This is a genomic window from Serratia sp. CY27727 (assembly GCF_052169275.1).
GTDB classification, from domain to species: Bacteria; Pseudomonadota; Gammaproteobacteria; order Enterobacterales; family Enterobacteriaceae; genus Serratia; species Serratia sarumanii.
Map to the genome: position 1 here is coordinate 15422 of NZ_JBJNLB010000010.1, position 23656 is coordinate 39077.

Sequence of the window (23656 nt, forward strand, 5' to 3'; positions counted from 1 at the left end):
CGCGCAGCCTAACCCCTTGGCGGCGTTCGGACTTCCTTTGCGCTGATTGTTCCCGCCTATCGTTGTGATCAAATCGTGTTGTTATCAAAACGTTAACTTATCTTTGTGGTATCTTTAAACAAGACCTCAGTGATTACCCTGTTTTATCACAATAAGAAATGGAGGAGCTATGTCGTCCGATCTTCGTGAAACAAGTATGGATAAGCTGGTTGCGCTGAATAGCGAATATTACTATTACAGTCTGCCGCTGGCGGCGAAGCAGCTGGGTGATATCGACCGGTTGCCGAAATCAATGAAAGTGCTGTTGGAGAACCTGCTGCGCCATGTGGATGGCGATACCGTGCAGGTTGACGACCTCAAGGCCATCGTCGCCTGGCTGCAAACCGGCCATGCCGACCGTGAGATAGCCTACCGTCCGGCGCGCGTGCTGATGCAGGATTTTACCGGCGTTCCGGCGGTGGTGGATCTGGCCGCGATGCGCGAAGCGGTGCGGCGGTTGGGGGGCAACGTCGATCAGGTGAACCCGCTGTCGCCGGTGGATCTGGTGATTGACCACTCGGTCACCGTCGATGAATTTGGCGATGACAACGCCTTTGAAGACAACGTGCGTATCGAAATGCAGCGCAACCACGAGCGCTACACCTTCCTGCGCTGGGGGCAGAAAGCCTTCAACCGCTTCCGCGTGGTGCCGCCGGGCACCGGCATCTGTCACCAGGTCAACCTCGAATACCTTGGGCAAACGGTCTGGCACAGCGACGAAAGCGGCCGCCGCGTGGCTTATCCCGATACGCTGGTGGGCACCGACTCCCACACCACCATGATCAACGGCCTCGGCATCCTCGGCTGGGGCGTCGGCGGCATCGAAGCGGAAGCGGCGATGCTGGGCCAGCCGGTGTCGATGCTGATCCCGGACGTGGTCGGCTTCAAGCTGACCGGCAAGCTCCGCGAGGGCATTACCGCCACTGACCTGGTGCTGACCGTCACCCAAATGCTGCGCAAGCACGGCGTTGTCGGCAAGTTCGTCGAGTTTTACGGCGATGGCCTGGCCGATCTGCCGCTGGCGGACCGGGCAACCATCGCCAACATGTCGCCGGAATTTGGCGCCACCTGCGGCTTCTTCCCGGTGGATGACGTTACGCTCGGCTATATGAAGCTCAGCGGCCGCAGCGCAGAACAAATCGCGCTGGTGGAAGCTTACGCCAAGGCGCAGGGCATGTGGCGCAACCCCGGTGATGAACCGGTCTTCACCAGCTCGCTGGCGCTGGACATGTCGACGGTGGAAGCCAGCCTCGCCGGGCCGAAACGCCCGCAGGATCGCGTTGCGCTGCCAAATGTGCCGCAGGCGTTCAAGGCCGCCACCGAGCTGGATATCGGCGGTCAAAAGACCAAAGCCGACGGCAAAACCTTTACGCTGGACGGGCAGCAGCACGAACTGCGCGACGGCGCGGTGGTGATCGCGGCGATCACCTCCTGCACCAACACCTCCAACCCGAGCGTGATGATGGCGGCCGGCCTGCTGGCGAAAAATGCCGTCAAGAAAGGGCTGCGCAGCAAGCCCTGGGTAAAAACCTCGCTGGCGCCGGGATCCAAAGTGGTGACCGACTACTTCGACAGCGCCAAACTCACCGCCTATCTGGAAGAGCTGGGGTTCAATCTGGTGGGCTATGGCTGTACCACCTGCATCGGTAACTCCGGCCCGCTGCCGGATCCGATCGAGCAGGCGATAAAAGAGGGCGATCTGACCGTGGGCGCGGTGCTGTCGGGCAACCGCAACTTCGAAGGGCGCATCCACCCGCTGGTGAAAACCAACTGGCTGGCCTCACCGCCGCTGGTGGTGGCTTATGCGCTGGCGGGCAGCATGAAGATTGACCTGACCAAAGAGCCGCTGGGCGAGGGCAACGACGGTCAACCGGTCTATTTGAAGGACATCTGGCCGAGCAGCCAGGACATCGCTCAGGCGGTGGAAGAAGTGCGCACCGAGATGTTCCACAAGGAATATGGCGAAGTGTTCGACGGCGACGCTAACTGGCAGGCGATCCAGGTGACCGGCTCGGCGACCTATCAGTGGCAAGAGGATTCTACTTATATCCGCCATCCGCCGTTCTTCAGCACCATGAAGGTGACGCCGGATCCGGTGCAGGACATCAAAGACGCGCGCATTCTGGCGATTCTGGCCGACTCGGTGACCACCGACCACATCTCGCCGGCGGGTAACATCAAGCGCGACAGCCCGGCGGGGCGTTACCTGAGCGAGCACGGCGTGGCGCCGCAGGATTTCAACTCTTACGGCTCGCGCCGCGGCAACCACGAAGTGATGATGCGCGGCACCTTCGCCAATATCCGCATTCGCAACGAAATGGTGCCGGGCGTGGAAGGGGGCTATACCCGCCATATCCCGTCGCAGCAGCAGCTGTCTATCTACGACGCCGCCATGCAGTATCAGCAGGAAAAGGTGCCGCTGGCGGTGATCGCCGGTAAAGAGTACGGCTCTGGCTCCAGCCGCGACTGGGCGGCGAAAGGGCCGCGCCTGCTGGGCGTGCGGGTGGTGATCGCCGAATCCTTCGAGCGCATTCACCGCTCCAACCTGATCGGTATGGGGATTTTGCCGCTGGAGTTCCCGCAAGGGGTGACGCGCAAAACCCTGGGGCTGACCGGGGATGAGCAGATCAGCGTCGGCGGCCTGCAGCAGCTGCAGCCGGGCCAGACGGTGCCGGTGCACATCACCTATGCCGACGGGCGCAAGGAAGTGATCGACACCCGTTGCCGCATCGATACCGGCAATGAGCTGACCTACTACGAAAACGACGGCATCCTGCATTATGTGATCAGGAAAATGCTGTAATTAAGCAATAAAAAGGGCGCCGCAAGGCGCCCTGATTGTTTCCGCCGCGGCGGCGATCACTTCTGGTCGAGCAAATGGCCCATTTTGGCGGCCTTGGTCGCCAGATAGTGTTCGTTCTTCGGGTTACGGCCGACGATCAGCGGCACGCGCTCGCTGATGTTGATGCCGGCTTCGGTCAGGATCTCGACCTTTTTCGGGTTGTTGGTCAGCAAACGCACCGCGTCGACGCCCAGCAGTTTGAACATGTCGGCGCACAGGGTGAAGTCGCGCTCGTCGGCGGCGAAGCCGAGCTGGTGGTTGGCTTCCACGGTGTCTGCGCCCTTATCCTGCAGGGCATAGGCGCGGATCTTGTTCAACAGGCCGATATTGCGGCCCTCCTGGCGATGATAAAGCAGAATGCCGCGGCCTTCTTCGGCGATTTGCTCCAGCGCGGCTTCCAGCTGAAAACCGCAGTCGCAGCGCAGGCTGAACAGGGCATCGCCGGTAAGACATTCGGAATGCACGCGCGCGAGCACCGGCGCTTCGCCGGAAATATCACCGAATACCAGCGCCAGATGGTCATGCCCGGTCGCCAGTTCTTCGAATCCTACCATCAGGAAATCGCCCCAAGGTGTCGGCAGTTTAGCCTCTGCCACCCGTTTAAGCTGCATGTCACTCTCCACAAAAACCTACGATTCAATCATTGTCGCGCATCCTAAGTCCGGTTCGGTAAATTGACCAAGACTAAAACGTGCTGCGCCGATCTCTATTTCGTTAATTATCGGCTATTTTGCCACAACTTCTTGCCGGGCGGTGCTCAGCAAACCAGCAGATGGCGTTTTCCGGCTACCTATTATTGCGATAGGTTGCCTATCTGTTTAATTTTTCGCGTGTTATCAAGATTACACTCTTGTTACACTGCAGTCTGATTCACGCAGAGGAAAACGGGAATGTATGAGATAGCAAAACGCACGGCGGGCGGCGCGCTGCTGCTGCTGTTGATGCCGCTGGCGGTCTGGGTATCCGGCTGGCACTGGCAGCCCGGCGGCAATGATCGGCTGCTGAAAGCGCTGTACTGGGTGACCGAAACCGTGACCTCGCCGTGGGGCATTTTGACCAGCGCTATCCTTTGCGGTTGGTTTTTGTGGTGTCTGCGCTTTCGGCTCAAGGCGGCCATCGGTCTGGCGATCCTGCTTTCCGCCGCGTTGGTGATTGGGCAGGGGATCAAGTCGCTGATCAAGGATCGGGTGCAAGAACCGCGGCCGTTTGTGGTATGGCTGGAGCAAAACCACGGCGTGGACGGCAAATACTTCTATTCGCTGCATCGCAAAGAGCGCAGCGCGCTGGTGCGCGAGCAATTGCAGGATCAGACCCTGGTGCCGAACTGGCTGCGCAAGCACTGGCAGTTTGAAACCGGCTTCGCTTTCCCGTCGGGGCATACGATGTTCGCCGCCACCTGGGCGCTGTTGGGCGTAGGGCTGCTGTGGCCGCGCCGCCATTATAAAACCGTCGCGCTGCTGATGGTGTGGGCAACGGGGGTGATGGGCAGCCGTTTGCTGCTGGGCATGCACTGGCCACGCGATCTGGCGATGGCCACGCTGATCAGTTGGCTGTTGGTGGTGGTCACCTGCTGGCTGGCGCAGCGCTGGTTTGGCCCGCTGACGCCGCCGCCGCAAGAGCAGCAGGAAATCGCGGCGCGCAAGCCGGAATAAGCATTCTTCTCGCAGGCGCCCGTCAGGCGCCTGCCACCAACACCTTTACTCCCACCTTCTCAAAGGCCTGTATGGCGGTATTGCTGATACCGTCGTCGGTGATCAAATAGTCGATATGCTGCCAGTCACAGGGCAATGCGAACATCGACACCTTATCGATTTTGCTGGAGTCGGCAACCACATACACCGTGTTGGCTGCGTTGATCATCGCCGTTTTCAGTTTGATGTCGGTCTCGCTTGGGAAACTGAGGCCGTGGCGGGGTGAGATGCAGGCCGTTGCGAGGAACAGTTTCTGGGCCAGAACGTTCTCGAAGAAGCCGGCGGCTTTGTCCCCCGAAGTGGAAAGCGTCGGAAATTTGAACGAGCCGCCGGTCAGCAAAATGTTCACGCCCGGTTCGCCGCCCAGCTGCAGCGCGATATTGACGCCGGTGGTGATAACGGACAGTTTCTTGATGTGGCTCAGGTGATTGGCGATAGCCGTGGTGGTGGTGCCCGAATCAAGAATGATGGTGTCGCCCGGTTCGATAAAACCGGCGGCGAGCTTGCCGATGCGATCCTTGGCGGTCAGGTTGACCTGGCGTTCCAACAGCATGGCATGGGTGTTTTGCTTGCCATCGACCAGGGTTGCGCCGCCGTGGAAACGCTGCACATAACCTTGTTGCTGCAGGACCCGCAGGTCGGTGCGAATGGTCGCTTCGGTCAGCTTGAAGGTATCGGTCAGCATTTTGACCGTCGCCGAGCCGTCTTCGCGGATCATGTCGAGGATCTTTTCGCGCCGTTGCTGCATTTCCGCCAGCTGTTCGCTTTTGCTTTTCAATCGAAAGACTCCTGCACCTGTCAGTTCCCGCCGGGCGGTTTGCCACGGCAACTCCTTATTGATGCGCTGAATTTTAGCTCGCGATTATTGATAAAGCTATGGATAAACCCGGTCAACCCATATTGATTTTTATTCGAAAATCTATGGTGTCAGCGAAAGTCACCGGGTAAAACGAATTTTAAGTTATTTTAATACTTTTATTTCATTGTTATTAATTGCTTTTTGTGAATTGTGATTCCGCCTGCTGCGTGCTTTTGCTTGAAATTTGATCTTGCCCACATTAATTATCGTTTTTGCTACATATGATTTCCATTCGAAAATCAATGACGGGTTGGCGGATCGTTTTAGAGGCGATAACGATAATCAATGTGCTCAAGCAGAGGTGACGATGGACTTCCAGGCGATTAAAAACACGGCGCGCCAGGCGCGCCGATATGTGGTGACCATGAACCATAAGGCAGGCAAGGGCCATACCGGCGCCGATCTGTCGGAAATCGACATCATCTGCACCTTGTATATGGCGGTGATGGATCGCGGCAATGCCCGGCCCGATCAGGATCGGTTCATTTTGTCTAAAGGGCACGGCGCCGGCGGTTTTTACTGCAGCTGCGCGGCGATGGGCCTGCTCGATCCGGCGGTGCTCGATCAGTTCATGGGCGACGACACCTTGCTGGCCGGGCATCCGGTGCGGCAGAAGCTGCCGGAGCTGGTGGAGATCAACTCCGGCGGTTTGGGGCATGGCCTGCCGATCGCCGTGGGGCTGGCGCTGGGCAACAAACTGGCCGGGCGCGCACATCGCCGCGCGTTCGTGCTGCTGGGCGACGGCGAGCTGGCGGAGGGATCCAACTGGGAGGCGGCGATGGCGGCCAGCAAATTCAAGCTGGATAACCTGATTGCCATCGTCGATCGCAACCGGCTGCAGCTGGCGGGCAAGACAGAGGCCATCATGCCGCTGGAGCCGCTGGCGGAAAAATGGCGCGCTTTCGGTTTCGAAACCCTGGAATGCGACGGGCACGATCCGGCGGCGCTGGTGGCGGCGATCCAACGCCCGAGCCAGGACAAGCCGCGGGTGATTTTGGCCAATACCGAAAAGGGGCACGGCGTGTCGTTTATGGCTAACGTTGCCGCCTGGCATCACGCGGTACCGGACGAACAACAGCTGGCGCAGGCGCTGGCGGAACTGGAGGGGTGAACATGCAGGATTTACGCGATGCCGTGGTGACGGCGTTGATCGAAGAGCAGCTGGCGGGTGCCGATCTGAGCGTGATGGTGGCGGACTCCACGTCCACGTCGAAAATCGCGCCCTTTGAGCAGGCTTATCCGGAGCGAGTGGTGAACGTCGGCATCGCCGAACAAAATATGGTGGGCATGGCCGCCGGCATGGCGCTCAGCGGCCGCACGGTCTTTACCGCCAACGCCGCGCCTTTCCTGTTCGCCCGTTCTAACGAGCAGATGAAAAACGATGTTTGCTACACGGAAACCAACGTGAAAATGCTCGGCCTGAATGCCGGATTCGGCTATGGGCCGCTGGGGGCGACGCACCATTGCATGAACGATATCGCCATCGCCCGCACGCTGGGTAATCTCAGCGTCTATGCGCCGGCGGATGCGCGGCAAGCGGCAGAGATTGTCCGTTATGTCATCGCGCAACCCGGCCCGGCCTATATCCGTATGGACAGCGACAAGCTGCCGGTGCTGAACGCGAGCTATCACTTCCGCCCCGGAGAGCCGGAGGTGCTGCATCAAGGCTCTGACAGCCTGGTGTTTTGCCTGGGGACGGTGGCGCATGAGGCGATGAAGGTGCTGGAATTGGGCGATAACCCGACCATCGTCTCGCTGCCTTCGCTCTGGCCACTCAATGAGGCGGCGGTAGTGGCGTTGATGCGTTCGCACCGCCGGGTGCTGACCATGGAGGAGCACGCTCTCAGCGGTGGCCTGGGCACCATCATCGGTGAGCTGTTGCTGCGGCATCAGCTGCCGCGGCCGTTTACCGCGCTGGGCGTGCCGGCTTATGAATTTACCCACAGCAGCAGCCGGGCGGCGCTGCGGCGGCAATACGCCATCGACGCCGCAGGGTTGCATGCTCAGTTAACGCCATAGGGGGAATGCGATGGAGCGGAACGAATACGACGTTAATTTACGCTACGGTGTCGATAGCCAGATGTCGCTGGCAGGGAAAGTGGCGGTGATCACCGGCGGTCTGGGCGGCATCGCGATGGCTGCCAATCGCCTGCTGCTGGAAAAGGGCGCGCGCCTGGTATTGATGTATCCGGCCTTCGAACAGGACCAGGCCGCGGCGGCGCTGCGGGAGTTGGGTGAAGAACAGGTGTGCTGCCAGGTGTGCGACGTGACCGATTCCGATTCGGTGGCCGCCGCCTTCAACGCGGCTCAATCTCGCTTTGGCCGGCTCGATATCCTGGTCAACTGCGCCGGCTACGTCAATCTGCAGCCGGCGACGGAAGTGACGCTCGAGGAGTGGCAGCGCCACTTGGCGGTCAACCTCACCGGGCCTTTTTTGTGCTCGCAAGAACTGGCGCGCCGCGTGATAGCCGCCGGCCACGGCGGGAAAATCATCAACATCGCGTCGCAGGCGGCCTCCATCGCCATTGACGATCACTGCGCTTACACCTCCGCCAAGGCGGGGTTGCTGGGCATGACCAAGGTGATGGCCAAAGAGTGGGCGCCGCACGGCATCACCGTCAACACGTTATCGCCCACCGTGGTGCTGACGCCTATGGGAGAGAAAGCCTGGCGCGGCGAGAAGGGCGAGGCAATGAAAAAACTGATACCGCTGGGGCGTTTTGCTTATACCGACGAAATTGCGGCGGCGATCCTGTTTTTTGCCAGCAACGGCAGCGACATGATCACCGGCGCGGACCTGATGATCGACGGCGGTTTTACCATTTGGTAAGCGGCAACCGCAGCGATCGCCAACACCAGACGATGTTCAACACAACGATAAGAGAACACCATCATGAGAAAAATAGCCACTTACCTTACCCTGCTCACCGGTTTTGCCTGCACCTCTGCCATGGCGGCGGAAAAGGGCACGATCGCCATTCTCGTCAACTCGCTGGACAACCCTTATTACGCCGCGGAAGCCAAGGGGGCCGAGGCCAAAGCCAAGTCGCTCGGCTACCAGACGCTGGTGCTGTCGCACGGCGAAGACGTTAAGCGCCAGGGGGAGCTGATCAGCCTGGTTATCGGCCGCAAGGTTCAGGGCATCATTTTGGATAACGCCGATTCTCAGGCCAGCGTCGCCGCCGTGCAGCAGGCGAAAAACGCCGGTATTCCGGTGGTACTGATCAACCGCGAGATCCCGGTCGATGGCGTGGCGTTGGCGCAGATCACCCATAACAACTTCCAGGCCGGCTCGGACGTCGCCAACCAGTTTGTCGAAAAAATGGGGGAAACCGGCAAATACGCCGAGCTGACCTGCAACCTGGCGGACAATAACTGCGTTACGCGCTCGCAGTCTTTCCACAACGTGATCGACCAATACCCTGAGATGGTCAGCGTGGCGCGGCAGGATGCCAAGGGCAATCTGCTGGAAGGGAAACGCATCATGGACAGCATTCTGCAGGCGCATCCGGACATCAAAGGCGTGATCTGCGGCAACGGCCCGGTGGCGCTGGGCGCAGTGGCGGCGCTGAAGGCCGCCGGCCGGCAGGATGTCACCGTGGTGGGCATCGACGGCAGCAACGATGAACGCGACGCCATTCTCAACGGCAGCCTCTACGCCAGCGTGATGTTGCAGGCGCAGGCGATCGCCGCGCAGGGCGTTGAAATCCTCGACGGCTATTTCCAATCCGGCAGCTATACCGGCAAGGAGCGCGTGATGTTCCGCGGCATCCTGATCGGCAAAGACAATGCGCAACGAGTCAGTGACTTCAACTTCAAACCGTAATCCGCGCTGAGCGGCGTCTTTCACCACCCCGTCCCGGCGGCGGGGTGCGATCGGAGGTGTTGTTATGTCGATGCGCATTGCGCTGGCCGTCACCGTCGTCCTGGCGTTGAGCGGTTGCCGTATCGTTTCGGAGACAAAGCTGGCGGAGCTTCGCTCCCCGGTGAATCCGCATGTGGCGCAGGCGGCGGAAATTTACCGCGGCCAAATCGCTCCGCAAGCGGTCAAAACGGCGCAGCCGCTGGGCGAGCTGCTCGCCCGGATCGCCCAGGCCAAGGATTTTGACAGCGCCTGCGGTCTGCTGGGGTACCGCGCTCAACCGGAGTTCCCTTGTTATTTCAACGTTAAGGTCAGCGGTGAAGTCGTGGCGGTCAACACCCGTTCGCGCAGCGGAAAATTAACGCTCAAGCTGACCGATGCACCGCTCAGCAGCGTGGAGGTGCAGATCGGGCCGGTTTATCGCGGTACGGCGTTGCGCGACAGCTATCGCGGGCTGAGCTACGGCGATTTCAATGACCAAGCGCTGTTCGGCGATTTTGCCAGGGCGATTAATCAGGCTTCGATCGACGAACTGGCCGGATCCCCGCCCAAGGTGGGTGACCACATTACCGTGTACGGCGTATTCAGCAGCTGGCAGGCGCCTGCCGAGCCGCTGTTGATCACGCCGGTACGCATTCAACCTTAAGGGGGCGTGATGAGCGATCCGGTCATTATTCAAACGCGCAACGTTTCGCGTCTCTATCCTGGCGTCACGGCATTGGATAGCGTGAGTTATCAAGTGTTTCGCAATCAGGTCAACGTGCTGATCGGCGAAAACGGCGCCGGCAAGTCGACCATGATGAAGCTGCTGGCGGGGGTGGAAACCCCGTCCTCCGGCACCATCGAGCTGGAGGGTAAAGCGGTGACGCTAACTTCCACGCAGCAGGCGGAGCGGCTCGGGATCAGCATTATTTTCCAGGAGCTGAACCTGTTCCCCAACCTGTCGGTGATGGACAACATTTTTATGGCCAACGAGTTCTTCCAGCGTGGCCGCATCAATGTGGACTATCAATATCAGCTGGCCAAATCCTTGCTGCAGCGGCTGGAGTTGGACATCGATCCGCATACGCCGTTGGGCAGTCTCGGCATCGGACATCAGCAGTTGGTGGAAATTGCTCGCGCCTTGGCGAAGGACACCCGGGTGCTGATCATGGATGAGCCGACGTCGGCGCTGAGCCAGGCTGAAGTGCGCACGCTGTTTCGGGTGATCGCCGATCTGAAAAAACGCGGCGTCACCATTATCTACATTTCTCACCGTCTGGAAGAGCTGATGGAGATTGGCGATCGCATCACGGTGTTTCGCGATGGGCGTTTTGTTGCCGCCGAGCCGGTCTGCAACGTCAGCATTCCGTGGATCATCGAAAAGATGGTTGGGGAAAAGAGCAAGCACTTTGATTATTGCGCGGCAGAGCAAGGGGATGAAGTGCTGAAGGTTGAGCAGTTGACGCTGCCGCGTGAAAACGGCGGCTATTGCCTTAACGACGTCAGTTTTTCACTGCGCAAAGGGGAGGTGATCGGCATTTATGGCCTGTTGGGCGCCGGCCGCACCGAACTGTTCAAGGTGATCAACGGCGTGATGCGCCAGACGGCAGGCCGCATTCTGCTCAACGGCAAAAGCGTGGAGCGGTTGGGGTTTCGTCAGCGCATGGCGTTGGGTATGGCGCTGGTGCCGGAAGACAGGCAGGCGGAGGGCTTGGTGCAGATGATGTCGATCAAGGCCAACATGACGCTGGCCAGCCTGGGGCGCAACGCGCTGCGGCCGTTGGCGTCGGCCGGGGAGTGTGCGTTGGTCGACGGCATGATCGAAAAACTGGCGATCAAGGTGAGTGACCGGGAGCTGCCAATCACCAGCCTGAGCGGCGGCAATCAGCAGAAAGTGGTGTTGGGCAAGGCGCTGCTGACCGGGCCGCAGGTAGTGTTTCTCGATGAGCCGACGCGCGGAATCGACGTCGGCGCCAAAACGGACGTTTATCACCTGATTGGCGCGATGGCACGTCAGGGGCTGGCGGTGATGTTCTCTTCGTCGGAGCTGGATGAGGTGGTCTCACTGGCCGACCGGGTGATGGTGATGGCGGACGGGAAACTGACGGCCGATCTGCCGCGCGAACGGGCCGATCGCGAAACGCTGATCCGCGCCTCAACCCCACACGCATAAGGATAAGGCAATGCAAACCAAGTATCGGTTGTATATGTATTTGCTGCAGGCGCGCACCTTCATCGCCCTGTTGCTGGTGGTGCTGTTCTTCAGCGGCATGGTGCCGAATTTTCTGACCGTCTCCAATCTGCTGATCATGACGCAGCACGTGGCGATTACCGGGCTGCTGGCGGTTGGCATGACGCTGGTGATCCTCACCGGCGGCATCGATTTGTCGGTCGGCGCGGTGGCGGGCTTGTGCGGGATGATCGCCGGTGCGCTGTTGACCGTCGGCATCCCGCTGTGGGATGGCAACCGGCTGTTTCTCAACGTCTTTGAAGTGATCGGCGCGGTGGCGCTGTTGGGCGTGTTGTTGGGTTTGATCAACGGCACGCTGATTACGCGGCTCGGCGTTGCGCCATTCATCTGTACCCTGGGCGCAATGTACGTGGCGCGTGGGGCGGCATTGCTGACGGCGGACGGCAAAACCTATCCCAATCTGGTGGGCATGGAAGCGCTGGGCAACACCGGTTTTGCGGCCCTGGGATCCGGCACCTTTCTCGGGATTTACAACCCGATTTGGCTGATGTTGGCCATCGTGTTGTTGGGGATCTATCTCACCAAGAAAACGCCGCTGGGCCGTTATATCTATGCGATTGGCGGCAATGAGCCGGCGGCGCGGCTGTCGGGGGTGCCGATCGTCAAAGTGAAAATGTTCGTCTATGCCTTCTCCGGGCTGTGTGCGGCGCTGGTGGGGCTGGTCATCGCTTCTCAGTTGCAAACCGCGCACCCGATGACCGGCAATATGTTCGAGATGGACGCCATCGGCGCGACGGTGCTGGGCGGTACGGCGCTCAGCGGTGGCCGCGGCAGGGTATTCGGTTCGATCATCGGCGCCTTTGTGATCGTTTTTCTGGCGGACGGTCTGGTGATGATGGGCGTCAGCGAGTTCTGGCAAATGGTGATTAAAGGGCTGGTGATCGTTACCGCCGTGGTGATTGACCAGTTCCAGCAGCGTTTGCAGAGCAAGGTCATTTTGATGCAGCGTCAGGAGAAAAAAGCGGTGCAGCCGCTGGCTGAGGTGAGCCATGGTTAAAGCGGATTGCATTGTCGCGTTGGACGAAGGCACCAGCAACGCCAAGGCCGTGGTGGTGGATGCGCAGGGGGCGATCGTCGCCAGAGCCAGCAGGCCGTTGACGCTGCAGACGCCGCAGCCCGGTTGGGTGGAACAGCGGGGCGAGATCTTGCTGGCAGCTTCTCTGGCGGTGCTACGGGAAGCGATTGCGTTGGCCGGCGCATCCCGTATTGCCGGTATCGCCATCAGCAACCAGCGTGAAACCGCCATCGGTTGGCGGCGTTTCGACGGCCAGCCGATCGGGCCGGCCCTAACCTGGCAATGCGCGCGCGCCGCCGATTTCTGTGAACGGCTGCGGCACGATCGGCAGGCCGAAGTGGTGCGTCGCGCCACCGGCCTGCCGCTTTCACCGCTGTTCTCGGCGGCGAAAATGCGCTGGTTGCTCGATCGCTGCGAAGGGGGGCAACGGATGGCGGAGAACGGGGAAATCTGCCTTGGCACCATCGATGCCTGGCTGCTGTGGCAGTTGAGCGGAGGACAGGCATTCGGCTGCGATACCTCCAATGCCGCTCGCACCCAGCTGTTGAACCTTGCCTCCGGCGATTGGGACGAGCGGATGCTGGCGCTGTTCAACATTCCCCGCCAGGCGCTGCCGACGATCTCCCCCTCCAGCCATGTGTTCGGCGCGACGTTGGGATTGGAAGGCATTGCCGACGGCATTCCGATTGGCGCGATGGTCGGTGATTCGCATGCGGCGCTGTACGGCCATGCGCTCGGCCAGGCGGGGCAGGTCAAGGCCACCTATGGCACCGGCTCATCGGTGATGGCGCCGATCGCCGAAGCGCAATGCGACACGAGCGCTCTGGCAACGACCGTCGCCTGGCATGATGGCGAGCGTATGCAGTATGCGCTGGAGGGCAATATTCCCCACACCGGCGACGCCATTGCCTGGATGCTGGATATCACCGCCATGCCGGCGGGGGACGAGACGCCGTTAAGTGAACTGCCTGTTTGCGTGGCCGACAGCGGTGGCGTCTATTTTGTGCCGGCACTGACCGGGGTCGGCGCACCCTGGTGGGATGAGCAGGCGCGCGGCGTGATCTGCGGCCTCAGCCGCGGCACGCGGCGGGAACATTTGGTGCGGGCCGCATTTGAGTCGGTGGCTTATCAAATCGCCGATGTGATCGGCATATTGCGGCAACAGCCGGGTTTTGCATTGCAGGGGTTAATGGCCGATGGCGGCCCCAGCCGCAATGACTGGCTGATGCAGTTTCAGGCCGATCTGCTGGGTTGCCCGGTGTGGCGCAGCAACACGGCGGAACTCTCGGCGCTGGGGGCGGCGCTGATGGCGATGCGCAGCCTGTGGGGGACTACCGATCGGCAACTGGCGGCATTGTTGCCCCAACATGATGAATTTAAACCCGATATGCAGCGCCACCGGCAGCTGCAGGAAAACTACAGCGCCTGGCGGCAGGCGGTGCAACGCACCTTGTGGCGGCCGCAGGCGAGCTCATTGATGACAGGAGAACAACCATGAATCGTGATTTCACGGGGAAAACCGTGGTGATTACCGGCGCATGCCGCGGCATTGGAGCCGGCATCGCTGAGAGCTTCGCCCGTTTGGGCGCCAATCTGGTGATTGCATCGAATGCTGAACGCATTCTGACCACGGCGGAAACGCTGCGCCAGCGTTATAGTGTGGATATTCTGCCGGTGATCCTCGACGTCACCGATGAGGCGCAGGTGGTTGATTTTTATCGTCAGGCTTGGGAGCGATTCGGCGCGATCGACGTTTCCATTCAAAACGCCGGGGTGATCACTATCGATCGTTTTGACCAGATGCCCAAAAGCGATTTTGAGAAAGTGTTGGCGGTAAATACCACTGCAGTGTGGCTCTGCTGCCGGGAAGCGGCTAAATATATGGTCGGCCAGCGCAAGGGGCGGCTGATCAACACCTCTTCCGGTCAGGGGCGTAACGGATTCATTTACACACCGCATTACGCCGCCAGCAAAATGGGCGTGATCGGCATTACGCAAAGTTTAGCGCTCGAGCTGGCACCGCATGGCATTACCGTCAATGCATTCTGCCCCGGCATCATTGAAAGCGAGATGTGGGAATATAACGACCGCGTTTGGGGAGAAATTCTCAGCGGGCCGGAAAAAACCTACGGCAAAGGGGAGTTGATGGCCGAGTGGGTGGCGGGCATTCCGCTCAAGCGCGCTGGTCAGCCCGAGGACGTGGCGGGTCTCGTGGCCTTTCTTGCCTCGGACGATGCCGACTACATCACCGGCCAAACCATCAATGTGGACGGCGGGTTAATCATGTCATGACGTGACTGTGTCACAAAAACGCGGCGTCGGAACGGCGCCGCATTAACCGCTTACATTTTCCCGCCATTGCAATCCGCGCCGTCGCCCCCATATCCTTATAAATTCGACGTTTTGAGAAGCTTTCTCATCAATTTGTTCGCTAAGGCCGTTTACTGCCGAATATGCCAGCAGATATGTGGTTTTATCGTGCCGCAGGGTTTCCCTGCCGCAGTGGGAAATGCTAACTTAAGGGTTAGGGACGCCACGTTTTGGCATCGTTCATCCGATTCACTCGGCATCGCGGGAAAGAATGTGAAATATTTGCTGATTTTTTTGTTGGTTCTGGTGATCTTCGTGATTTCCGTCACCTTGGGTGCGCATAACGATCAGGTGGTCAATTTCAACTATCTGGTTGCGCAGGGTGACTATCGCGTATCGACCCTGTTGGCCACGCTGTTTGGCGCCGGTTTTGTTCTCGGCTGGATCATTTGCGGCCTGTTTTACCTGCGCACGCGCATTGCGTTGGGCCGCGCCGAGCGCAAGATCAAAAGGCTGGAGCTGCAGCTTGAGCAGCCCGCTGAACCGGCGGCTCAGCCCGTTGTCAGCAAGGAATAATCCTCTATGTTAGAACTGCTGTTTCTGTTGCTGCCCGTGGCTGCCGCGTACGGTTGGTACATGGGGCGCAGAAGCGCTCAGCAGGATAAACAGCAAGAAGCCAACCGCCTGTCGCGTGAATACGTGGCAGGGGTGAACTTTCTGCTTTCCAACCAGCAGGACAAGGCGGTCGATCTGTTCCTCGACATGTTGAAAGAGGACAGCAACACCGTTGAAGCCCACCTGACGCTGGGTAACCTGTTCCGTTCGCGCGGCGAAGTCGACCGCGCCATCCGCATCCACCAGGCCTTGATGGAAAGCGCCTCCCTGACCTTTGAACAGCGCCTGCTGGCGGTACAGCAGCTGGGCCGCGACTATATGGCGGCCGGGCTGTACGATCGCGCGGAAGACATGTTCAGCCAGTTGACTGACGAAGCGGATTTTCGCGTATCGGCGCTGCAGCAACTGCTGGTGATCCATCAGGCCACCAGCGATTGGCAAAAAGCGATCGACGTGGCGGAAAAGCTGGTCAAGCTGGGTAAAGAGAAACAGCGCGTCGAGATCGCGCACTTCTATTGCGAACTGGCGCTGCAGGCGATGGGCAGCGACGATCTCGATCGGGCGATGAGCCTGCTCAAACGTGCGGACGCAGCCGATAAACAGTGTGCGCGCGTATCCATCATGTTCGGGCGCATCTATATGGCGCAAAACGACTACGCCAAAGCGGCAGAGTCGCTGCAACGCGTGCTGAGCCAGGATAAAGAGTTGGTCAGCGAAACGCTGCCGATGCTGCAGGAATGCTACACGCATCTGCCGGAACAACAGCACAGCTGGGTTGAATTCCTGAAACGCTGCGTGGAAGAGAACACCGGCGCCACCGCCGATTTGATGCTGGCCGAGATCATCGAACAGCACGAAGGGCGCGACGTGGTGCAGGTCTATATCAACCGCCAGCTGCAGCGCCATCCGACCATGCGCGTGTTTTACCGGCTGATGGATTATCACCTGGCGGACGCCGAAGACGGCCGGGCGAAAGAGAGCCTGCTGCTGTTGCGCGATATGGTCGGCGAGCAAATTCGCACCAAGCCGCGTTACCGCTGCCACAAATGCGGCTTCACCGCGCACTCGCTCTATTGGCATTGCCCGTCGTGCCGAGCCTGGTCATCGGTCAAACCGATCCGCGGTCTGGACGGGCAATAACGCGGCGGCGGGGCAAAACAAAACGGGGCGATTTATCGCCCCGTTTTTTTCGTTTGCCGCTTACTTTTTCTTGCCGCCTTTGGCGCCGGTTTTCAACAGCTGGCGCAGTTTCTTCAGTTCTTTCTGGCTCAGCGGCTGTTCAACCTCTTCTTCGGTGCTTTGATTGTCGATCTCGCCGTGGTGCAGCTCATCCGCCTTTTTGGCCGGCTTTTCTGCCTTGGCGGCGGGCGCGTTGAAGCTGTTTTCCAGGCGCTGGCATACTTCCACGCTCAACGAAAATTCGTTTTCAGCGGCGGCGGCGCGGATTTTTTCCTTCAGTTCCAGAGGAATTTTGATGGTAAGTGTCGATATCTCGCTCATTTTGAAAGCCTTTCTGCAGGAAGATGCCTTCAAGCTAAGCCACTGGCGATCGGGTGTCTAGTGTGTAATAAAAATTTAATATTTCTGTAACAAAGAAGGGTGAGGCAAACGCGGGTTTTTTAGGCGAGAAACAGAGGCAGGGCCCGAGCGTGCGGGCCCTGTACCGGAAACATTATTTATAGATGATCGCGGTGCCGCTCAGCATGTTGTTACCGCCGGCGGAGATGATGCGGTAGCTGCCGGCGCCTTGGGCATCGGCTTTAGCGGCCAGTTTTTTCTCCAGGCTGCTGAGGGTGGTCGCATGGCCCGCGGAAACGATGCCGCTGGCGGTCAGGCTGTCAGCCTGTTGGCTGTTGACCGGCTCAGCGGCGAAGGTAGCGAAAGAGGTCAGTGCGATAGCGGTAGCGGCTGCAAAATATTTGATGGTTTTCATAGGTGACTCCAGTCTGTTTATTTAGGAAGGAAGCCATTCGCTTCCGATGTGGTGAATAATAAAGCATCTGCGCCGTTTGAAAATCTGATAATGCTGAGCAAGTTGTTCAAAATGTTTGATTGAGAATTTACGCATCTTTACGACGTTTTACGCTGCGTGGTTTATCGCTGACGCGCTTTTGTTGACGCGCCATGACAAAGGTGAGAGGTAACATGACAGAGCGGCGGTACGCGCTGCGGCTGGGATTTCTGGCCCCCGGCATGTAGAATGCGGCGGTCAGTTTCGCGGGTGAGTACCTGATTATGTCCATTTTACAGAAGGTAGAAGAAATGAAGTCTGAAAATAACACTAATAACAATGACTTAAAATCATCTCCAATCGTTGTGGCGTTAGATTACGCCGATAAGAACGCTGCGCTGGCGTTCGCCGACCGTATCGATCCGCAAGACTGCCGGCTGAAAGTGGGCAAAGAAATGTTCACGCTGTTTGGGCCGCAGCTGGTGCGCGATCTGCACGGGCGCGGTTTCGACGTGTTTCTCGACCTGAAATTCCACGATATTCCCAATACCACCGCGCATGCGGTTGCGGCGGCGGCCGAGCTGGGCGTTTGGATGGTCAACGTCCATGCCAGCGGCGGCGCGCGCATGATGACCGCCGCTAAAGAAGCGCTGCTGCCTTACGGAGCGGATGCGCCGCTGCTGATCGCCGTGACGGTGCTCACCAGCATGGAAGCGGAAGACCTGCGCGGCATTGGCATCGAGGCCAGCCCGGCGGAACACGCCGAGCGCCTGGCGCGCCTGGCCCGCGACTGCGGGCTGGACGGCGTGGTCTGTTCGGCACACGAAGCGCAGCGCCTGAAGGCCGCCTGCGGGCAGGCTTTCCAGCTGGTTACACCGGGGATCCGCCCAGAAGGCAGCGCGGCGGGCGATCAGCGCCGTATCATGACCCCGGTGCAGGCGCAGGCCGCCGGCGTGGACTACATGGTGATTGGGCGTCCGATCACCCAATCTGCGGATCCGGCCGCGACGCTGCGCGCGATCCGCGCCTCTTTGGCCTGAGGAGGCAATGATGAATGACGATAACAGCCGCCTGGTGTATTCCACGGACACCGGCCGCATCAAGCAGGAAGACGTTAAGCCGCAACGCGCCAAGGGCGACGGCATCGTGCGCATCCAGCGTCAGACCAGCGGCCGCAAGGGGAAGGGGGTATGCCTGATCGCCGGCGTCGATCTGGATGATGCCGCGCTCGACAAACTGGCGGCCGAGCTGAAAAAGAAATGCGGTTGCGGCGGTTCGGTGAAAGACGGGATTATCGAGATCCAGGGCGATAAACGCGATCTGCTCAAACAGCTGCTGGAAGCCAAAGGCATGAAGGTCAAACTGGCGGGCGGTTGAGGTGAATCGCCATGCCGCGGTGCAATACTGCGGCATGGCTTGAGGTTGTTGCTGCCGGGGGTTAGCCCGTTAACGGCAAAAGAACCATAGACTTAAAGTAAAACAGACCTGAAATCATCGTTATTCTGGTTAATACGTCAAAGCGCCGAGGCGCTTTTGCCAGCCTGTCGGCCGAGGTCTCTCGGTCAGGTTATTTGCCAACCTGGTGACCGATGATGCCCCCTACCGCAGCCCCACCCAGCGTGCCCAACGCGCTGCCGTCTGTCAGCACTGCGCCGCCGACTGCACCGGCGCCGGCGCCGATAGCGGTGTTGCGATCGCGTTTGGACATGTTGGAACAGGCGCTGAGTGAAAACGCCAGAGTCAGTGCCAGCGCGGCGGTGGCGAAACGTTTATTGATAATCATCATAATGACTTCTCCTTAGCATTGGCTATATGGAAGTGCCCTATAAGTATAGGCGTTAACCATAAATCAGGCCTGCCGTTGATTCCCGTACAGTATCGATATAAAAAAATGGCATTTTTTGTTAACGGCCGAATAATTAGCAAGTTACGGCCCAAAAGGCGCCGAAACTGAGTATAGGTTTCTCGGGAAGGATAAACAGGTAAATAGTCTTAAAATCCCGCTGCGCAAGGGGAAGGCGCGCGGTGTAGCCCGCGCGGTGCGGCAGTGACCTGCGTTATTCGTTAACCAGCTCCACCTGTACGCCCTGGCGTTTCAGCTGATGCTGATACTCCAGCGCCAAGCGCGAATCGGTGATCACACGGCTGATCTGGCCGGTCTGCGCCAGCGGGTTGGGCTGGATCTGGCCGAACTTGCCCGAGTCCGTCAGCACGATATTCTCCACGCCTTTGGCCAGCACCGCGCTGACCACGTCGGCGCGCATCATGTCGCGGCCGGTAAAGCCGGTTTCGGCCTGAAAGCCGTCAATGCCGATAAACGCCTTGTTGAAATGCACCTGCTGAATGCACAGCCGCGTAAGCGGGCCGACCACGGTCTCGCTTTTCTTCTGGTACATGCCGCCCAGCACAATCACGTCGCAGTCGGTTTCTTTCAGCAGGTTGGCGATATAGTGGCTGACGGTGATCAGCGTAATGCGCTTGCGTTCGGCAATGTAGCGCGCCAGCAGGGCATTGGCGCTGCCGCTCTCGATGAAGATCGTCTCGCCGTCGTTGACCTGCGCGGCGGCATATTGCGCCAACCGTTGTTTGAGGGTGAAATTGGACATCATGCGGGCGTCGACGTCGTCGCTCTCCAGCGCCACGGCGGAACCGTGTACCCGCTTCAGATAACTGCGCTTTTCCAGCAGGTTGAGATCCTGCCGGATGGTGACTTCCGAGACGCCCGAGGCGCGCGCCAGCTCATTGACGCTGATCCGCCGGCGATCGTTAACCAACTGCAATATGGTCTGTTGTCGTAAATTCATATCGGCCTGATGATGCGGCCGCCAAGGTGCGGCCGCTAAGAGTCAAAGGTTTAAAGAGTATGTTCTGTGCGCGCAATAATATCATCCTGCGCCTCAGGGGATAATGCGGTAAAGAAGGCGGAATAGCCAGCTACGCGAACCACTAAATCACGATATTGGTCAGGGTGTTGCTTCGCCGCCAGCAGCGTTTCGCGCGACACGATATTGTACTGCACATGCCAGCCGCGATAGCTCTCGAAGAAGGTGCGCAACATCAGCATCAGCTTTTCCCGATCGCGCGGGTTGTCCAGCGTCGCCGGGTTCAGCTTTTGGTTGAGCAGCACGCCGCCGAGGATTGCCTCGGTAGGCAACTTGGCGAGCGAATTGAACACCGCGGTCGGCCCCAGGTGGTCGGTGCCGGACGCCGGGCTGGCGCCTTCCGCCAGCGGCTGGTGCGCCTTGCGCCCATCCGGGGTGGCGAGGGTGGCGGCGCCGAAGGGCACGTTGGCCGAGATAGACGAGGTGCCGGCGTAGTAGCCGCCGCCTATCGGCCCGCGGCCGAAGCGGGTGTTGCGATACTGCTTCAGTTCCTCGATGTAGGTTTGGTAGGCGCGCACCAGCAGCCGATCGACCTCGTCCACGTCGTTGCCGTATTTGGGCGCGGCGTTGAGCAGCCGCTGGCGCAGCTGTTCGCCATCCAGCCCGGCGAAGTCGTCGGCCAGCGCCGCCGCCAGCCGCTGCTGGCCGATCGCCCCCTGGTCAAACACCAGTTTGCGCACCGCCGCCAGGCTGTTGCCGAGGTTGGCGATGCCGACCTGCAGGCCGGAAACCCAGTCGTACTTGGCGCCGCCCTGCTTGATGCTTTTGCCGCGTTCGATGCAGTCATCCACCAGCGCGGAACAGAGAATATCGTGGGCGTTCTCCTCCAGCACGCTGTCCACCACGCATTCGATCTCAATTGACTTGCGCGTGTAGTAGCGGATTTGTCGGTCCCAGGCGGCCATCACCTGCTCGAAATCGGCGAAGTTTCCTTTGGACAGCGCCTGTTCCTGCGGCAGGAAAATCTGCCCGGAGGTGGCGTCGCGGCCCTGTTCCAGCGCCGCCAGCAGCACGCGGGCAAAGTTGATGAAGCTCATGCCGGTGCAGCGATAGCCCCATTTGCCGCCGACGGCGGTCTCGATGCAGCCGATGGCGGCATAGTCGTAGGCGTCCTGCGGTTCAACCCCCAGCTTGATGAACTCGGGAATGACGATTTCGTCGTTGTTGAACGCCGGCATGCCGAAGCCGCAGCGGATCACCTGCACGCAGGCGTCGAGGAAATCGGCGCTCATTCCTGCGTGGTAACGCACGCTGAGGTTGGGTTGGGTGGAGCGCAGGCGGCCGCAAGATTCGAGAATGGCGTAGGACAGTGGGTTGACCGCGTCGCACGGCCGGCCGTCGAGCAGTTTTTGGCCGCCGATGGTGACGTTCTGGTACAGCGGGCTGCCGGCGGAGGCCTTGGAGTGCGAGCCGGAGCGGATCTTGTTGACCTCCAGCAGCTTCAGCCAGCAACTGTGCAGCAGCTCGATGGCGTCTTCCCGCGCCAGGTTTTGCTCCAGCTCGACGTCGCGCCGATACCAGGGATAGAGATATTGGTCGAGGCGGCCGAAGGAAACCGAATGGCCGTTGGATTCGATCTGCAACGTCAGCTGGATGAAATAGCACAGCTGCAGCGCCTGCCAGAAGGTGTGCGGCGGGCGATGGGCGATCAGATCGCAGTTGTCTGCGATAGCCAGCAGCTCGGTGCGCCGCCAGTCGCGGGTTTCGCGCTGCGCCATGTCGCGCGCCAGGTGAGCGAAGCGCAGTATGTGTTCGCTCAGCGCCGCCAGCACGATGTCGATGGCGTTGAGAAACTGCGCTTTATGCAGATCTTCCCACTCGGTCAGGCGCAGGCGGCTGCGGCGCGCGTTCACCTTTTCACGCAGGCCGTCGAGGCCTAGTTCCAGCAGCAGCGGGAAGTTGACCGCCAGGTGGGCGTCGCCGGAGGTCATGTTGCCCTCGGCTTTGATGATGCCGGTGGCCAGCAGCGCCTTCTGTTCGTCGGTAAACATGCCATAGCAGCGATCCTGCACCGTTTGGCCGCGCCACCAGGGGCAAAGACGGTGCAAAATCGCCTTGTTCTCTTCGCTGACCGAGAAGCCGGCACCCGGCCGGTCGGCCAACTGGTCGATCTCGTTTTCTATCCAGCCGACGGTGTATTCGGGGAAGATCGGCGCGGCGCGCAGCTCGCTGGCCTGGTTGCCGACGATCAGCTCGTCGTTGGCGATCCAAATGCTGCGCTTCGCCAGATGGTTGGCCAGCGCCAGCGCGCGCCGCACCGGCAGCGGCCGATCCTGATGCTGTTGATAGGCTTCGGTATAGTGCTGAGCGCGTTCGGTGCACACCGGCGGTTTGACGATGTGAATCAGCGCGTTCTTATGCGCCTGGATACGGGCGCTGAGGGTTTTCAAATCCAACGTAGTCATGGCGTTATCCTCGCAAAATGGCGCTCAGGCCTTTGGCGCCGGCGTACGCTTCGGCGAAGGCCAGCAGATTGGGCGCGTCCAGCGGCGTGCGGGCGGCGCGGTAAGGTTCGCCGAGCAGGTGATACTTGTTGATGCCCAGCGTGTGATACGGCAAAAAATGGATCTCCGATACGCCGATCTCGTCGGCGGCGAAGTCGACAATCGCGCGGACAGAGTGGCGATCGGCATTGAAATCGGGGATCAGCGGCACGCGCACGGTCATTGGCACGCCGTGCGCCGCCAGCCGGCGGAAATTGTTCATCACTCGACGGGCGGAGCCGCCGGTCCAGGTTTTGAAACGCGCTTCATCGGTGTGTTTGAGATCGGCCAACAGCAGATCCAGCCAGGGCAACGAAGGGGCGATGTAACGCCACGGAACGTGCAGACAGGATTCGACGGTGGTGTGGATGCCGGCTTCGCGGCCGCGCCGCAGCAGCTCCGCCGCGACCACCGGCTGCATAAAGGGTTCGCCGCCGGACAGCGTTACACCACCGCCGCTGCGCAGGTAGAAAGGCTTATCCCGCATCACCTCGGCCATGATATCGTCGAGGTTGACCGCGCTGCCGCACAGGCTGAGCGCGCCGGTCGGGCAGGCGGCGGCCAGCGCCGCATAGTCGTCTGCGCTGATGGCTTCGCGCCGCAGCGTCAGCGCGCCCTCGTCACGCTGCAGGCCTTGCGGGCAGCGCTCGGCGCACAGCGTACAGCCGCTCAGGCACAGGCGTTCGTCAAACAGCAGATCCGCGTGGCGCGAGCGGCTTTCGGGGTTCTGGCACCAGCGGCAACTCAGCGGGCACCCTTTTAAAAAGACCACGCTGCGGATACCGGGGCCGTCATGGGTCGAGTAGCGCTGCAGATTGAAGAACATGAGTCACCCGTTTGGCGTTGCTGAATCTTTCGCCATTAAAGGTGTTTC

23 protein-coding genes are annotated in these 23656 nt (G+C 59.9%); 15 read left to right on the forward strand and 8 right to left on the reverse strand.

The features are described 5' to 3' along the window. The first annotated feature begins 169 nt into the window (after positions 1-169). Entirely contained in the window at positions 170-2842 is a 2673-nt protein-coding gene (gene acnA, locus ACJ8HB_RS20115) for an aconitate hydratase AcnA (protein WP_047567186.1), read from the forward strand. A 56-nt stretch (positions 2843-2898) separates the two neighbouring features. Here the strand turns inward: acnA and ribA are convergent, their stop codons facing one another. Beyond that, the gene (gene ribA / locus ACJ8HB_RS20120) at positions 2899-3492 is read right to left on the reverse strand and encodes a GTP cyclohydrolase II (RefSeq protein ID WP_019452695.1); all 594 of its coding nucleotides are present in this window, start codon (positions 3490-3492) and stop codon (positions 2899-2901) included. A gap of 279 nt (positions 3493-3771) precedes the next feature. On the opposite strand from ribA, the gene pgpB reads away from it, so the two are divergent. Further along, positions 3772-4533, forward strand: a complete 762-nt coding sequence (gene pgpB / locus ACJ8HB_RS20125; RefSeq protein ID WP_033647569.1) for a phosphatidylglycerophosphatase B — start codon at positions 3772-3774, stop codon at positions 4531-4533. A gap of 22 nt (positions 4534-4555) precedes the next feature. Here the strand turns inward: pgpB and ACJ8HB_RS20130 are convergent, their stop codons facing one another. Next, on the reverse strand, positions 4556-5350 hold the full coding sequence (locus tag ACJ8HB_RS20130) for a DeoR/GlpR family DNA-binding transcription regulator (protein WP_033647568.1): 795 nt from the start codon (positions 5348-5350) through the stop codon (positions 4556-4558). Between the two features lie 388 nt (positions 5351-5738). Here ACJ8HB_RS20130 and ACJ8HB_RS20135 point away from each other — a divergent pair, with 388 nt between their 5' ends. From ACJ8HB_RS20135 to lapB, 11 genes are all read left to right on the forward strand, one after another. After that, a complete protein-coding gene (locus tag ACJ8HB_RS20135) occupies positions 5739-6542 on the forward strand; it encodes a transketolase (RefSeq protein WP_033634732.1) in 804 nt (267 codons plus the stop codon). A 2-nt stretch (positions 6543-6544) separates the two neighbouring features. Further along, positions 6545-7450 carry a transketolase family protein gene (locus tag ACJ8HB_RS20140; RefSeq protein WP_033647566.1) on the forward strand — a complete coding sequence of 302 codons (906 nt, stop codon included), beginning with the start codon at positions 6545-6547 and terminating at the stop codon, positions 7448-7450. A 10-nt stretch (positions 7451-7460) separates the two neighbouring features. After that, positions 7461-8261, forward strand: a complete 801-nt coding sequence (locus ACJ8HB_RS20145) for a GolD/DthD family dehydrogenase (protein WP_047567188.1) — start codon at positions 7461-7463, stop codon at positions 8259-8261. A 63-nt stretch (positions 8262-8324) separates the two neighbouring features. After that, positions 8325-9257: a D-ribose ABC transporter substrate-binding protein gene (locus ACJ8HB_RS20150; RefSeq protein WP_033653015.1), complete on the forward strand. Its 933-nt coding sequence runs from the start codon at positions 8325-8327 to the stop codon at positions 9255-9257. Between the two features lie 64 nt (positions 9258-9321). Then, positions 9322-9939 (forward strand): DUF2291 family protein, encoded by a 618-nt coding sequence (locus ACJ8HB_RS20155; protein ID WP_047567192.1) that lies wholly within the window; start codon positions 9322-9324, stop codon positions 9937-9939. Between the two features lie 9 nt (positions 9940-9948). Next, the gene (locus ACJ8HB_RS20160; protein ID WP_033647561.1) at positions 9949-11448 is read left to right on the forward strand and encodes a sugar ABC transporter ATP-binding protein; all 1500 of its coding nucleotides are present in this window, start codon (positions 9949-9951) and stop codon (positions 11446-11448) included. A gap of 10 nt (positions 11449-11458) precedes the next feature. After that, the gene (locus ACJ8HB_RS20165) at positions 11459-12523 is read left to right on the forward strand and encodes an ABC transporter permease (RefSeq protein ID WP_047567194.1); all 1065 of its coding nucleotides are present in this window, start codon (positions 11459-11461) and stop codon (positions 12521-12523) included. Further along, the gene (locus tag ACJ8HB_RS20170; RefSeq protein ID WP_047567196.1) at positions 12516-14039 is read left to right on the forward strand and encodes an FGGY family carbohydrate kinase; all 1524 of its coding nucleotides are present in this window, start codon (positions 12516-12518) and stop codon (positions 14037-14039) included. Before ACJ8HB_RS20165 ends, ACJ8HB_RS20170 begins: the two co-directional genes overlap by 8 nt. Further along, entirely contained in the window at positions 14036-14833 is a 798-nt protein-coding gene (locus tag ACJ8HB_RS20175) for an SDR family oxidoreductase (protein ID WP_047567198.1), read from the forward strand. Before ACJ8HB_RS20170 ends, ACJ8HB_RS20175 begins: the two co-directional genes overlap by 4 nt. Before the next feature lie 291 nt (positions 14834-15124). Beyond that, positions 15125-15427, forward strand: a complete 303-nt coding sequence (locus ACJ8HB_RS20180) for a LapA family protein (protein WP_004930650.1) — start codon at positions 15125-15127, stop codon at positions 15425-15427. A gap of 6 nt (positions 15428-15433) precedes the next feature. Continuing rightward, positions 15434-16606, forward strand: coding sequence for a lipopolysaccharide assembly protein LapB (gene lapB, locus ACJ8HB_RS20185; RefSeq protein ID WP_033634721.1), 1173 nt, complete (start codon positions 15434-15436; stop codon positions 16604-16606). 60 nt (positions 16607-16666) lie between these two features. On the opposite strand, the gene ACJ8HB_RS20190 is transcribed toward lapB, so the two are convergent. Together ACJ8HB_RS20190 and bhsA are read right to left on the reverse strand one after the other, a co-directional pair. Further along, positions 16667-16966, reverse strand: coding sequence for an Arc family DNA-binding protein (locus tag ACJ8HB_RS20190; protein ID WP_033653022.1), 300 nt, complete (start codon positions 16964-16966; stop codon positions 16667-16669). A 172-nt stretch (positions 16967-17138) separates the two neighbouring features. Beyond that, positions 17139-17399 carry a multiple stress resistance protein BhsA gene (bhsA, locus tag ACJ8HB_RS20195; RefSeq protein WP_041035330.1) on the reverse strand — a complete coding sequence of 87 codons (261 nt, stop codon included), beginning with the start codon at positions 17397-17399 and terminating at the stop codon, positions 17139-17141. Positions 17400-17728: 329 nt separating this feature from the next. On the opposite strand from bhsA, the gene pyrF reads away from it, so the two are divergent. Together pyrF and yciH are read left to right on the forward strand one after the other, a co-directional pair. Continuing rightward, positions 17729-18457 carry an orotidine-5'-phosphate decarboxylase gene (pyrF, locus tag ACJ8HB_RS20200; RefSeq protein ID WP_049232982.1) on the forward strand — a complete coding sequence of 243 codons (729 nt, stop codon included), beginning with the start codon at positions 17729-17731 and terminating at the stop codon, positions 18455-18457. 10 nt (positions 18458-18467) lie between these two features. Further along, on the forward strand, positions 18468-18794 hold the full coding sequence (gene yciH / locus ACJ8HB_RS20205; protein WP_033647552.1) for a stress response translation initiation inhibitor YciH: 327 nt from the start codon (positions 18468-18470) through the stop codon (positions 18792-18794). Positions 18795-18984: 190 nt separating this feature from the next. Here yciH and osmB read toward each other — a convergent pair whose 3' ends face one another. The 4 genes from osmB to ACJ8HB_RS20225 all read right to left on the reverse strand — a co-directional run bounded on the left by osmB (position 18985) and on the right by ACJ8HB_RS20225 (position 23608). Continuing rightward, positions 18985-19203 (reverse strand): osmotically-inducible lipoprotein OsmB, encoded by a 219-nt coding sequence (gene osmB / locus ACJ8HB_RS20210; protein ID WP_004945176.1) that lies wholly within the window; start codon positions 19201-19203, stop codon positions 18985-18987. 271 nt (positions 19204-19474) lie between these two features. Next, the gene (locus ACJ8HB_RS20215; RefSeq protein WP_047567212.1) at positions 19475-20221 is read right to left on the reverse strand and encodes a DeoR/GlpR family DNA-binding transcription regulator; all 747 of its coding nucleotides are present in this window, start codon (positions 20219-20221) and stop codon (positions 19475-19477) included. Between the two features lie 50 nt (positions 20222-20271). Beyond that, a complete protein-coding gene (locus tag ACJ8HB_RS20220; protein WP_047567214.1) occupies positions 20272-22704 on the reverse strand; it encodes a formate C-acetyltransferase/glycerol dehydratase family glycyl radical enzyme in 2433 nt (810 codons plus the stop codon). 4 nt (positions 22705-22708) lie between these two features. Beyond that, a complete protein-coding gene (locus ACJ8HB_RS20225) occupies positions 22709-23608 on the reverse strand; it encodes a glycyl-radical enzyme activating protein (protein ID WP_047567216.1) in 900 nt (299 codons plus the stop codon). Positions 23609-23656: the final 48 nt, after the last annotated feature.